At 67.1% G+C, this 12749-nt stretch carries 9 protein-coding genes; 7 read left to right on the top strand and 2 right to left on the bottom strand.

What is annotated here, in order from left to right; translation table 11 throughout:
- Window positions 1–46: 46 nt before the first annotated feature.
- The 5 genes from ACQI5H_RS20915 to ACQI5H_RS20895 are packed head-to-tail and all read left to right on the top strand — an operon-like array spanning window position 47 to window position 5095.
- Window positions 47–1540 (top strand): alpha/beta hydrolase, encoded by a 1494-nt coding sequence (locus tag ACQI5H_RS20915; RefSeq protein WP_427081231.1) that lies wholly within the window; start codon window positions 47–49, stop codon window positions 1538–1540.
- A gap of 6 nt (window positions 1541–1546) precedes the next feature.
- A complete protein-coding gene (locus tag ACQI5H_RS20910; RefSeq protein ID WP_427081211.1) occupies window positions 1547–1972 on the top strand; it encodes a DUF6653 family protein in 426 nt (141 codons plus the stop codon).
- A 10-nt stretch (window positions 1973–1982) separates the two neighbouring features.
- Window positions 1983–2222 carry a PspA/IM30 family protein gene (locus tag ACQI5H_RS20905; RefSeq protein WP_427081210.1) on the top strand — a complete coding sequence of 80 codons (240 nt, stop codon included), beginning with the start codon at window positions 1983–1985 and terminating at the stop codon, window positions 2220–2222.
- Window positions 2215–3915 carry a serine/threonine-protein kinase PknH/PknJ gene (locus ACQI5H_RS20900; protein ID WP_427081209.1) on the top strand — a complete coding sequence of 567 codons (1701 nt, stop codon included), beginning with the start codon at window positions 2215–2217 and terminating at the stop codon, window positions 3913–3915. The genes ACQI5H_RS20905 and ACQI5H_RS20900 overlap by 8 nt, the downstream gene beginning before the upstream one ends.
- 4 nt (window positions 3916–3919) lie before the next feature.
- Entirely contained in the window at window positions 3920–5095 is a 1176-nt protein-coding gene (locus ACQI5H_RS20895) for a winged helix DNA-binding domain-containing protein (RefSeq protein ID WP_427081208.1), read from the top strand.
- Window positions 5096–5157: 62 nt separating this feature from the next.
- Here the strand turns inward: ACQI5H_RS20895 and uvrA are convergent, their stop codons facing one another.
- Window positions 5158–8067 (bottom strand): excinuclease ABC subunit UvrA, encoded by a 2910-nt coding sequence (uvrA, locus tag ACQI5H_RS20890; RefSeq protein WP_427081207.1) that lies wholly within the window; start codon window positions 8065–8067, stop codon window positions 5158–5160.
- Window positions 8068–8180: 113 nt separating this feature from the next.
- Between uvrA and ACQI5H_RS20885 the strand changes: the two genes are divergently transcribed.
- Together ACQI5H_RS20885 and ACQI5H_RS20880 are read left to right on the top strand one after the other, a co-directional pair.
- The gene (locus tag ACQI5H_RS20885; RefSeq protein ID WP_427081206.1) at window positions 8181–8858 is read left to right on the top strand and encodes an MBL fold metallo-hydrolase; all 678 of its coding nucleotides are present in this window, start codon (window positions 8181–8183) and stop codon (window positions 8856–8858) included.
- 108 nt (window positions 8859–8966) lie between these two features.
- Entirely contained in the window at window positions 8967–12143 is a 3177-nt protein-coding gene (locus ACQI5H_RS20880) for an ATP-binding protein (protein ID WP_427081205.1), read from the top strand.
- 69 nt (window positions 12144–12212) lie between these two features.
- Here the strand turns inward: ACQI5H_RS20880 and ACQI5H_RS20875 are convergent, their stop codons facing one another.
- Window positions 12213–12656 carry a universal stress protein gene (locus ACQI5H_RS20875; RefSeq protein ID WP_427081204.1) on the bottom strand — a complete coding sequence of 148 codons (444 nt, stop codon included), beginning with the start codon at window positions 12654–12656 and terminating at the stop codon, window positions 12213–12215.
- Window positions 12657–12749 lie beyond the last annotated feature (93 nt).

Genomic DNA, 12749 nt, shown 5'->3' with positions numbered 1-12749 from the left:
GAGTGCACGGCGAACATTCGGTGAATGTGTTCCGGGAAGGTTAACGATCCCTCACAATGGATCCGTGACCGCGTCGACGCCCCATGCCATGGCGCAGTTGCTCGCAACCAGCCACACCTCGCTGATGCATGGCTGGGTTCCCCTCACGATCCAGCTGACTGCGGGAGTCGTATTGGCGTCGGCCATCGGCTGGCGCTCGCGGCGCTGGCGAACGGTGTGGCTGCCGGCGGCCGGCTTGGCGGGCGGCGTCGCGGCCTACGCGACGCACTGGTACATCGTCGACCGGGGCCTCTCCGACGAACCCGCGCCCCCGGCGCTGTGGCTTTGGATCGCGTTGACGGGCATGGCCGCGGCGGTGCTGATCCTGGGCTGGCGCACCGCGCACCGCTGGCGGCGCGGCGCAGCATTTGCGGCCGTGCCGCTGTGCCTGCTCAGCACGGCGCTGGTGCTCAACCTGTGGGTGGGCTACTTCCCCACTGTGCAGTCCGCATGGAACCAGCTCACCTCCGGCCCGCTGCCGGATCAAACCGACAAGGCCACCGTCGCCGCGATGGCGAGCAAGGGAAACCGCCCCACGCACGGCAGCGTGGTCCCGGTCGTGATCCCGTCCGACGCCTCACATTTCAAGCACCGCGGGGAACTCGTCTATCTGCCGCCCGAGTGGTTCGCCAGCAACCCTCCGCCGCAGCTGCCGACCGTCATGATGATCGGCGGGCAGTTCAATACCCCCGCCGACTGGACGCGCGCCGGTAACGCGATCAAGACGATCGACGACTTCGCGGCCACTCATCACGGCAAGGCCCCGGTGCTGGTGTTCGTGGACTCCGGAGGCGCCTTCAACAACGACACCGAATGCGTCAACGGCGTTCGCGGCAACGCGGCCGATCATCTGACCAAAGACGTTGTGCCGTACATGGTCTCGAACTTCGGCGTCAGCCCCGCGCGGTCCAACTGGGGCATTGCGGGCTGGTCCATGGGCGGAACATGCGCCGTGGATCTGACCGTCATGCACCCCGAAATGTTCAGCGCCTTCGTCGATGTCGCCGGTGACTTCTTCCCGAATGCGGGGACGAAGGCGCAGACCATCGCCCGGCTGTTCGGCGGAAACGCGACCGCCTGGGCGGCGTTCGATCCGACCTCCGTGATCACCCGGCACGGCCACTACACGGATGTCGCCGGATGGTTCGCGATCTCCTCGGACGCCCCGCCGGCGCCGCGGCGCAACTTCGCGATGGCGGATGCCGGCTCGATACGCCTGGCCAGTGGCGACGCCGCCGCCAACCCGAGCAACCAGACGGCGGCCGCGTATTCGCTGTGCGCGCTCGGCCGTGATCACGGCATCGACTGCGCCGTCGTCCCCCAGCCGGGCAAGCACGACTGGCCGTTCGCGGACCGGGTCTTCGCGTCCGCACTGCCGTGGTTGGCCGGACAGCTGGGCACCCCGGACGTCCCGCGGATTGCGTTGCCCGGCACCAACCCTCCCTCCGCCCATACCGGACCGGTGGTCCCCGTCGAGCGGCCCGCCACCGCGATGAAGTAGCGGCCGATGCCAGCGGTTGAGCGGGCACGGCGCGCACTCTTTGCGCGGCACTGCAATCCGTGGAGCGCGTGGACCCGCTGGGCGACCACACCGCTGACGCTGGTGCCGGCGTGGACGCGGCGCTGGGGCCACGCCGCGGCGCTGGCGGTGTGGCTGGCGGTCAATCCGTTCGTCTTCGGCAAGCCCGCGCACCACCGCGCCTGGTCGACGAGGGCGATGCTGGGCGAGGAGCTGTGGATCAGCCGTCGGCCACGGGACGCGGCCATGGTCGTCAGCGCGCTCTCCTCCGTGGCCGCGGTGGGCGCCCTGATCTCCGCCCGCCGGCGCCGGCTGGTGCCGGCCGCCCTCGCAACCGCCGTGCAGATGGCGCTCACGCTGGTGTACTGGGAGCAGATGGTGCGCTATTTCGATCGCCAGCACGCGCCGAAGTAACCTCTCAGGCATGCCCGACGAACCAGTGACTCCCGCGGAGCCCGACCCCGGGTACGACGACGCGGGCGTGCCGACCTTCGAACACGTCCGCGAGAAGATCGAGAACCGCTACGGCACCTCGCAGGGCGCCGCGGAACTGGCCGCGGAAACTCCGGAAGGCCGCGACGTCGAGGAGCAATACGACGAGCGTCAGCGCGCGGCAGCCGAGCGGCTGGCGCAGATCCGCGAGTCCATGCACCCCGATGAGTGACGCGGCGCCGGCCTCGCGGGTGGGCACCCAGTTCGGGCCCTACCGCCTCACGCGATTACTGGGCCGCGGCGGAATGGGCGAAGTCTACGAAGCGCACGACACCGCGAAAGATCGCACCGTCGCGCTCAAACTCATGTCCCAGGAATTCAACTCCGACAACGTATTTCGACGGCGCATGCAACGCGAGGCCCACACCGCCGGACGCCTTCAAGAGCCACACATCGTGCCCATCCACGACTACGGCGAAATCGACGGCCAGCTGTTCATCGACATGCGCTTCATCGAAGGCACCGACCTCGGCGGCATGCTTCGCCGCGGAGCGCTATCGCCGCCCCGGACAGTCGCGATCATCAGCCAGGTCGCGGCGGCACTGGATGCCGCTCACCGCGCCGGAGTCGTCCACCGCGACATCAAACCCGAAAACATTCTGATCACGGGCGACGACTTCGCCTATTTGGTCGACTTCGGCATCGCCGCCGCGGCAACCGACCAGCACCACCTCACCCAAACCGGAACCGCGGTGGGCAGCTGGAGCTACATGGCACCCGAACGGTTCGCCGGCGACGACGTCACCTACCGATCCGACATCTACGCGCTGGCCTGCGTGCTTTACGAATGCCTCACGGGCACACGGCCGTATCGAACCCAAAACCTGACCAGCCTCATGGGGGCGCATCTCATGCAGCCCATCCCCCGGCCCAGCCAGCAACGCCCGGGCATCCCGGCCGCCTTCGATGGCGTGGTGGCGCGGGGCATGGCCAAAGACCCGTCCCAGCGCTATCCCACCGCCGGGGACCTAGCTCGCGCCGCCCAGCAAGCGCTCAGCGTTCCGGACCGCGAGCGTGCCGTCACCATGCTCGCGCACACCCAGCAATTCGCCCCCGCGCCCAGCGGCCCGATGCCCTGGGCACCACCACCACTGCCGCCCCCCGCGCCGGCGCGGCGCAGACCCTGGCTGATCCTGGCCGCTGTGCTGACCGTCGTCGCCGCCGTTGCCGCCACCGGAATTTGGTTGGGACTGGCCAACACTGACGGCGGGCAGTCCGGCAGCCCAGTCACCACCACGAACAGTCCGGCCATAACGACCACGGTTACCGCGTCAACCTCCGCGGTCCCGACGGTCGCTCCCGCGCAACTGGACTCGTTCCTGCTCCCGCCCGAGCAGGTCAATGTCATCGTCGGCACCACGGGCATCGTCGTCAGCCGCACCACGAGGGATATGAAAGACCCGGGCCCCGAGGACACGCTGTCGGACGAACAGTGTCGCGGGGCGCTCATCGGTTACCAGACCCGGGTTTACAAGAGCAGTGGCTACACCGCGATGGTGGCCCAGTTGATGGAGAAGCCGAATAGCAACCCCGGCTACGCCTTGGTCCAAGGCGCCGTGATTTTCGCTTCCGCGGGCCAGGCAAACGGTTTTGTGACGGGTCAGGTGGACCAGTGGCGCAGGTGCGCCGGGAAATCCGTGACACAGGTCAACAACGGCAAGACGTCCGAGTGGACGTTCGGCCAACTCAGTGGAAATCCGCCCAATATCGCCCTGCAGCACAGTTTGGCCGGCAGTCCTGTGGTGTGCCAGCACGTCCTCGACGCCGTGTCCAATGTTGTCCTCGACGTCAACGTCTGCGCACCCGGAACCATCAACCAGGCCAGGCTGATCGCCAACGAAATGGCGGCCAAGATACCGAAATAGCGGCATGCGAAAATTCACTGCCGAGGAGCGACGGAACCGCCTGGCGCGCAGGCACTTCCTGGTGCCGACGGATCCGCAGCCGGTAACGCGGATCATCGCCGGGCTCGTCGCTTTGCATGCGACCGACCCGGCGACGCCGTACTTGTCGCTGTGGGCCCGATCCCCCGGCTTCGCCACCGCCGACCTCGATGCGGAGCTGTACGAGAAGCGGTCCGCGCTAAGGCATCTGGCGATGCGCCGGACACTGTGGCTGGTGAACAGCGACGACCTGGCCATGATCCAGTCCGCGGCCAGCGACCGGGTCGCCGACAATGAACGCCGCCGGCTGGCCGCCGACGTCCGCAAGGCCGGCCTGGCCGCGGACGGGGACCGCTGGCTCGAGGAGGCCTGCTCCGCGGTATTAGGCCACCTGAGTGAGAACGGGCCGGCCAGCAGCACAGAACTGCGGGCCGCGCTGCCCGAACTTGCCGGCACCTATGACCCGGCGCCCGGAAAACGTTGGGGCGGAGCCATTCCCATTGCCTCGCGGGTGCTCACCGTGCTCTCGGCGCGGGGCGACATCGTGCGCGGACCCAACGACGGAAGCTGGACCACGTCGCGGCCGCGGTGGGTCCACGCGGCCCAGTGGCTCGGCGGGCGGGACGAGCCCGTCGACGCCCAGGCCGAACTGATCCGGCGTTGGTTGCGCAGCTTCGGCCCGGCCACCGCCGCCGACATCAAATGGTGGCTCGGCACCACGATGACCGCGGTCCGAAGGGCGTTGGCCGACATCGGTGCCGTGCAGGTCGACCTGCACGGCAGCCCGGGGTACGCGCTCCCGGACGACCTCGAGCCGGAACCGGACGCACCGCCGTGGTGCGCATTGGTGCCGGGCCTGGACGCCACGACGATGGGCTGGTTCGAACGGGAGTGGTATCTCGGCCCGCATCGGAGTCAGGTTTTCGACCGCAACGGCAACGCCGGCCCCACCGCGTGGTGGAGCGGACGCGTCGTCGGCGGCTGGTATCAGGACGACAGCTCCCGGGTGCGGCTGCAACTCCTCGAGGATCCGGGCCAGCGCGGCTGGCGTGCGCTGCAGCGACGGGCCGACGAACTCACGTCCTGGCTGGACGGCGTGCGGATCAGCCCGCGTTTTCCGTCGCCGCTGTCCAAATCGGTCGGCGTCGTCGCCGAGACATAAACCGCTGCGAGGTTGTACGGCGTGTCGTGTGCGACGTTTATGTGTCGCGACGAAAGCCTCCCTTAAACGCCGACCTTGCGCCGCCGCCGCGTTGTACTCGCGGGCGCGCGCCCGCGGCCGACGACTTCGGCGAGAAACTTCCCGGTGTAGCTTTCGGGTACCGCGGCGATGTCCTCCGGAGTGCCCTCGGCGACGATGGTGCCGCCCTCGGCGCCGCCCTCCGGACCCATGTCCACGATCCAGTCGGATGTCTTGATCACATCCAGGTTGTGCTCGATGACGATCACCGTATTGCCTTTGTCGACAAGGCCGTTGATCACGTTGAGCAGCTTGCGGATGTCGTCGAAATGCAGCCCGGTGGTCGGCTCGTCGAGAATGTAGATGGTGCGCCCTGTCGAGCGCTTCTGCAATTCCGCGGACAGCTTGACCCGCTGCGCCTCGCCGCCGGACAACGTCGGCGCGGGCTGGCCGAGCCGCACATAACCCAGGCCGACGTCGACCAGCGTGCGCAGATAGCGGTGAATGCCGGTGATCGGCTCGAAGAACTCCGCGGCTTCTTCGATCGACATGTCCAGCACTTCGGAGATGGTCTTGCCCTTGTAGTGCACCTCAAGGGTTTCCCGGTTGTACCGGGCGCCGTGGCAGACCTCGCACGGCACGTACACGTCGGGCAGGAAGTTCATCTCGATCTTGATGGTGCCGTCGCCCGTGCACGCCTCGCAGCGACCGCCCTTGACGTTGAACGAGAATCGGCCGGGCTGATAGCCGCGGACCTTCGCCTCGGTGGTGGCCGCGAACAGGGTGCGGATCTTGTCGAAGACCCCGGTGTAGGTGGCCGGGTTGGATCGGGGCGTGCGCCCGATCGGCGACTGGTCCACCCGAACCAGCTTGTCCAGCCGATCCAGGCCGGTGACGCGGGTGTGCCGTCCCGGGACCTGCCTGGCGCCGTTGAGCCGGTTGGCCAGCACCGCCGCCAGGATGTCGTTGACGAGAGTCGACTTGCCGGAACCGGATACGCCGGTCACCGAGGTCAGCACGCCGAGCGGGAACGACACGTCGATGTCGCGCAGGTTGTGCTCGCGGGCGCCGACGACCGTGAGCTGACGGCGGCGGTCGACCGGACGCCGGATCACCGGCATCTCGATGCTTTCCTTGCCCGAGAGGTAGGCGCCGGTGATCGAATCCTTATTGGCCAGCAGGTCGCCGTAGGTGCCGCTGTGCACGATCTGGCCGCCGTGCTCGCCGGCCCCCGGGCCGATGTCGACCACCCAGTCGGCATGCGCGATGGTATCCTCGTCGTGCTCGACGACGATCAGCGTGTTCCCCAAATCCCTTAAGCGGGTTAGCGTTTCGATGAGACGGCGGTTGTCGCGCTGATGCAGCCCGATGGACGGCTCGTCGAGGACATAGAGCACTCCCACCAGGCCGGAGCCGATCTGGGTGGCCAACCGGATGCGTTGAGCCTCCCCGCCGGACAGTGTGGCCGCGGCGCGGGACAGGGAGAGGTACTCGAGCCCGACGTCGAGCAGAAAGCCCAGCCGCGACTGGATTTCCTTGAGCACCTGCCCTGCGATCGCCTGCTCGCGGTGACCGAGGGTGAGGCGCTGAAGAAAGTCCGCGCAGTCCGAGATGGACAGTTCACAGACCTCGGCGATGGACTTCACACCGCGGTCCCCCGCGGCCAGCGTCACCGCCAGGATCTCGGGCTTGAGCCGGGTGCCCTCGCACTCCGGGCAGGGCACGTCGCGCATGAAGCCCTCGTAGCGCTCCTTCATCTGCTCGGACTCGGTCTGGGCCATCTTGCGCTGCAGGAACGCGAGCACGCCTTCGAAATCGGCGTAGTACGAGCGGGTGCGGCCATACCGGTTGCGGTAGCGCACATGCACCTGGTGGTCCGAGCCCTCCAGGATGGCCTTGCGGGCCTTGGCCGGCAGCTTGCGCCAGGGCGTGTCGACGTCGAATCCCAACTCCTCGCCGAGCCCGGCCATCATCCGGGTGAAGTATTCGGCGGTGTGGCCGTTCGACCACGGCGCCACCGCGCCCTCGGCCAGGGTGCGATCCGGGTCGGGGACCACCAGGTCGGGGTCGACCTCCTTGCGGATGCCCAGGCCGACGCACTCCGGGCAGGCGCCGTAGGGCGAGTTGAACGAGAACGACCGCGGTTCCAGGTCGTCGACCGCGAGGGGGTGCCCGTTGGGGCAGGCCAGCTTCTCCGAGAACCGCTGCTCGCGCGGGTGGCCGTGTTCGTCGTGATCGTCGGGGAACTCCAGCACCACGATGCCGTCGGCCAGGTTCAGCGCTGTTTCCACCGAGTCGGTGAGCCGCTGCTTGGCGGTGGCCTTGACCGTGAGACGGTCCACCACCACCTCGATGTCGTGCTTCTCCTGCTTCTTCAGCTTCGGCGGATCGGTCAGCGGATGCACCACGCCGTCGACCCGGACCCGGCTGTAGCCCTGCGCGTTGAGCTTGTCGAAGAGGTCGGCGAACTCGCCCTTGCGGGTGCGCACCACCGGGGCGAGCACCAGGAATCGGGTGCCCTCCGGCATCGCCAGCACCTGGTCGACGATTTGCTGCGGCGTCTGCCGGGCGATCCGGTGGCCGCAGACGGGGCAGTGCGGTGTGCCCGCGCGCGCATACAGCAGCCGCAGGTAGTCGTAGACCTCGGTGATCGTTCCGACCGTCGACCGCGGGTTGCGGTTGGTCGACTTCTGGTCGATGGACACCGCCGGGGAGAGGCCTTCGATGAAGTCGACGTCGGGTTTGTCCATCTGGCCGAGGAATTGGCGCGCGTAGGCCGACAACGACTCGACGTAGCGGCGCTGGCCCTCGGCGAAAATCGTGTCGAAGGCCAGCGACGACTTGCCCGAGCCGGATAGCCCGGTGAACACGATCAGCGAGTCGCGCGGCAGGTCGAGGTCGACGCCGCGCAGGTTGTGCTCGCGGGCGCCTTTGACGATCAGGCGGTCAGCCACACTGTCCCTCTCGATGGAGCTCTTGCCAGTGCTTAAAGCGGTGAACGCGCACGGCGCATTCCATGCTATGTGCCCATACCGACAAGTTTCGATTGACCAGTAACGTGGCGCACATGACTGCCGTGGATGACAACTACACCGGACATGTCGATCCTGGTACTGCGGCCCGCCGGACCCTACCCGGCGCCACGATTCTAAAGGCGTCGGTGGGACCGATGGACAACAACGCCTATCTGGTGACGTGTGCGGCCACCGGGGAAACCCTGCTGATCGACGCCGCCAACGACGCCGAGGTCCTGACGGACCTGATCCGCCGGCACGCCCCGACGATTTCGCTGATCGTGACCAGCCATCAGCACTTCGATCACTGGCAGGCGCTCGAGGCAGTCGCCGCGGCCACCGGCGCGCCGACCGCGGCCAACGAGATCGACGCCGAAGCACTGCCGGTCAAACCGGACCGTTTGCTTTCGGGCGGCGACACCGTGCGGATAGGCGAGCTCAGCTTCGACGTCATCCACCTGCGCGGGCACACGCCCGGATCGATCGCGCTGGCGCTCCACGGGCCCGCGACCGGCGGCGTTACCCAGTTGTTCACCGGCGACTGCCTGTTCCCGGGCGGCCTCGGGCGGACCACAAAACCGGCGGAGTTCGACTCCTTGTTCCATGACGTCAAGACAAGGGTCTTCGACCGATTCGACGACGCGACGGTCGTTTATCCCGGCCACGGTGACGACACCACACTGGGCGCCGAGCGTCCCCAGCTCGAGGAGTGGCGGAAACGACGGTGGTGATGGCGCCGGCGTTCATCCCAAATCCGCCGTGAAAACGGCCTAGCCAGGCGTGTAGCACCCTATTCTGGGAACCGGGTAACTCGGGGGCCGCAAGCGGCGGAGGTCGGGATGACCGCAGCGATCGCGTGCCATGTGTGTGGCACCGAGCCGCGGCAAGGCGCCCGGTTCTGTGACGGCTGCGGTTCCCCGATCGCATCGGCCAGCGAGCACGCCGAGTACAAGCAGGTAACGGTGTTGTTCGCCGACATGGTGCATTCCATGGATATCGCCGCGGCCGTCGGTCCGGAGCGGCTGCGCGAGATCATGACAGATCTGGTCGACCGCGCTTCGGCGACAGTGCAGCGTTATGGCGGCACGGTGGACAAATTCACCGGCGACGGCATCATGGCGGTATTCGGCGCGCCAGTTGCATTGGAGGACCATGCGTTTCGCGCTTGTCTAGCCGCCCTCGACATCCAGTCGGCAGTAACCAAACTGGCCAACGAGGTCCGAGTCCGTGACCGCATCGCGCTGCGACTGCGCGTAGGCCTAAATTCCGGTGAGGTCATTGCGGGTGAGATCGGCTCGGGCGCTTTGGGTTACACCGCTGTTGGTGCACAGGTAGGGATGGCCCAGCGGATGGAGTCGGTCGCTCCCGAGGGCGGAGTGATGCTCAGTGAGTCCACTGCGCGGCTCGTGGAGGGCGCGGCGGTGTTGGCTGAGCCGGAGGTGGTGCGCATCAAGGGCGCCAAAGATCCGGTGCCGGCGCGACGGCTGTTGGGCATGACCGCACAGCCAAGTCGAAGCAGTCCGTCGGCGTTGAGGTTGGTAGGCCGCGAGTGGGAACTGGCCACGTTGGCGGCGCTGCTGAATCGCTCGATTGATGGACGTGGGTCGGTGATGGGCGTGGTCGGGCCTCCCGGCATCGGCAAAACCCGGCTCGCCGGTGAAGTTGTGCAGCTCGCGAAAGACCGCGGAGTCGAGGTATTTTCGACCTTTTGCGAATCGCACGCCACCGATATCCCATTTCGGGTAGTCGCGCGTCTGCTCCGCTCCGTGGGGCAGGTCAGCGGCCTAGATGATGCGGCCGCGCGCGTGCGTCTGCGGGAACGGTTTGCAGACGCCGACGCCGAGGACATGCTGTTGCTCGATGATCTGCTGGGCGTCGCCGATCCAGATGTGCCGCTGCCGAAGATCGACCCGGACGCGAGGCGGCGGCGATTGACCTCGTTGATCAATACCGCCCAACTGGCCCGCGCTCGGCCGGCGATGTTCGTCGTGGAGGATGTGCACTGGATCGACGAGGTCAGCGAATCCATGCTCGCCGACTTTGTGGCGGTGGTCCCCCAGACCCACTCGATAGTGCTGTTCACCTACCGCCCCGAATACCACGGAGCACTGCAGCATGCGGCGGGCGCACAGACCCTCGCCCTGGCGCCCCTGAATGATGCGGAAACCTCAACGCTGGTCGCTGAACTGGTAGGCCTCGACCCGTCCGTGGGCCAGATCAGCCAGACGATCGCCGAGCGCGCGGCCGGCAATCCGTTCTTCGCACACGAGATCACTCGCGAACTCGCCGAGCGCGGCGTCCTGATCGGCGAGCGCGGCCACTACACCAGCTCCGCCGATGTCGGCGAGATTCACGTCCCGGCGACGCTACAGGCGGCCATCGCCGCGCGCATTGACCGGCTCGACCCGAAAGCCAAACACACCCTTGGCGCCGCAGCGGTCATCGGATCTCGCTTCAGTTCCGATCTGCTAACCAGCCTGGCCATCGATCCGCGCGTCCACGAGTTGGTCGCGGCAGAGCTAATCGACCAGGTGCGGTTCACCCCGCGCGCCGAGTATGCATTCCACCATCCGTTGATTCGCGCCGTGGCCTACGAGTCACAACTGAAATCCGATCGCGCCGAGCTGCACCGGCTCGTCGCGGCCGCAATCGAATCACGTGACCCGGCAGCGGCCGAGGAGAACGCTGCGTTGATCGCCGAACATCTGGAGGCCGCCGGTGAGCTGTGCACCGCCTACGGCTGGCACATGCGCGCCGCAGCGTGGGCGACCAGCCGCGACCTGGCCGCGGCGCGCCAAAGTTGGGAGCGCGCCAAAAAGATCGCCGACGCTTTGCCCACCGCGGACCCGAACCGGACAGCCATGCGCATCGCCCCCCGCACCATGTTGTGCGGGACCGTTTATCGGGTCCATGCGAACAACATCGCCGCTGTCTACTTTGACGAGTTGCGGCAGTTGTGCACCGCCGCACGGGACAAAGCGTCGCTAGCCATCGCGATGGCCGGCCTGGTGATGGATCACGCGTATCAGGGCCGGCTGCGTGAGGCGTCGCGCCGGGCATCGGAAGCCATGGCCCTCATCGAATCCATCGGCGACCCGATCCTGACGGTGGGGCTGTCCTACCCAGCGATCTACACCAAATTCGAGTGTGGCGAATGGCCTGACGTGCTGCGGTGGTCACAAAGGGTTATCGAGCTGGCCGACGACGATCCCTACAAGGGCAATTTCATCTTCGGGTCTCCGTTAGCGCTGGCCCTGACCTCGAGGGCGATGGCCCGCTACTACCTAGGACGTCCCGGATGGCGCGAGGACCTGCGCCATGCCCTGGACATGGCCCGCAGCGCCGACCCCCTGACCTACGCTGCGGTCGTTGCCCTGGGTTACTGCTCGGGAATCCCGAATGGCGTATTGGTTGCCGACGATCGCGCGGTGCGTGAGATCGAGGATGCGCTACGGATTGCGCAACGATCCGGCAATGATATGGCGCTGGCCTTGGCCCGGATGTCGCTCGGCCTCACGCTGGTTCACCGCCGAACGGGTGCGGAGCGCGAACGCGGACGAACTCTTCTAGCCGAGGTCAGTGACGTGTTCGCACGCCAGGCACACAACTTAGGGGATCGACCGCTCGTCGACGTGTACGTGGCGCGGGAAAGGGCCCGGCGTGGAGATCTCGACGGGGCGATACGGCTCCTGCGCGCCACCGTCGACCACCTGTTCCGCGAGGGGCAACTCCTGGGGTGGGGTACGCCAGCGACGGGTGTTCTGGTGGAGACACTGTTAGAGCGCGGGGCCGAGGGTGACGTGGGCGAAGCCGAGGCCTCGATCGAGCGGTTAGCGCAGGCACCGGCTGATGGCGGCTCGGCTCTGCAGGATATTTGGCTGCTACGGTTGCGAGCTCTATTGGCGCAGGCCCACTGCGATGCCGCGGCTTACGCGGCCTTCCGGGATCGCTACCGGGACATGGCGAAAACACTTGGCTTCGAGGGGCATATCGCCTGGGCCGCGGCAACGCGATGACGGCGATAGGCATACAGCGACGCAGCCTCGCCGAGTGGCGCGAGCGGGGCTGGTAGACCGAACGAGCGGTTACGACGTGGTGTGCACGATCAGCACGTCGACCTTGGCCCGACGTGAGACGTTGGCCGGCACCGATCCCAGCAGCCGGCCCGCGATAGTGCTCAGACCGACGTTGCCGACGACCAGCAGATCGGCCTTTTCCTCCTCGGCGAGGTGCACCAAGGCGTCGACCGGAGCACCGACGATGGGCTTCTCCTCGACGTTCTTGGCGCCGGCCTTGTGCGCCCGTTCTTTGGCGTCGTGCAGGATCGCGTAAATCGGGGCGGTGCCCGACACCTTGTAGCTTTCTTCCTTCAGGATGTCGGCGGCCCGGCCGTCCTCATGCTGGGGTAGATACGCCGACGCGATGATCAACTTGGCGCCGTCCCCGGCGATGGTGGCTGCCCTGTCCACCGCACGCATCGACGAGTCCGAGCCGTCGGTCCCGACCACCACAGTCCGATAGGCGCTCATTTACCCTCCCAGTGTCGGTTGCTACGCCAACCCCAGACAGTATCGCGTTGCCGGAGAAAGATGGGTCAGATTACCCACACACCGGTGGCGTGG

This window comes from Mycobacterium heidelbergense (genome assembly GCF_050205645.1).
Taxonomy (GTDB): Bacteria; Actinomycetota; Actinomycetes; order Mycobacteriales; family Mycobacteriaceae; genus Mycobacterium; species Mycobacterium heidelbergense_A.
Note: the sequence above shows the minus strand (reverse complement) of the source record. Positions and strands in the feature narration are given on the sequence as shown.

What these genes read in the sequence shown, in the direction of transcription:
- ACQI5H_RS20905 (WP_427081210.1), top strand. Translation starts at nt 1,983, where the DNA reads ATGCCCGACGAACCAGTGACTCCCGCGGAGCCCGACCCCGGGTACGAC.
- ACQI5H_RS20900 (WP_427081209.1), top strand. Translation starts at nt 2,215, where the DNA reads ATGAGTGACGCGGCGCCGGCCTCGCGGGTGGGCACCCAGTTCGGGCCC.
- ACQI5H_RS20910 (WP_427081211.1), top strand. Translation starts at nt 1,547, where the DNA reads ATGCCAGCGGTTGAGCGGGCACGGCGCGCACTCTTTGCGCGGCACTGC.
- ACQI5H_RS20885 (WP_427081206.1), top strand. Translation starts at nt 8,181, where the DNA reads ATGACTGCCGTGGATGACAACTACACCGGACATGTCGATCCTGGTACT.
- ACQI5H_RS20880 (WP_427081205.1), top strand. Translation starts at nt 8,967, where the DNA reads ATGACCGCAGCGATCGCGTGCCATGTGTGTGGCACCGAGCCGCGGCAA.
- ACQI5H_RS20895 (WP_427081208.1), top strand. Translation starts at nt 3,920, where the DNA reads ATGCGAAAATTCACTGCCGAGGAGCGACGGAACCGCCTGGCGCGCAGG.
- ACQI5H_RS20875 (WP_427081204.1), bottom strand. Translation starts at nt 12,656, where the DNA reads ATGAGCGCCTATCGGACTGTGGTGGTCGGGACCGACGGCTCGGACTCG.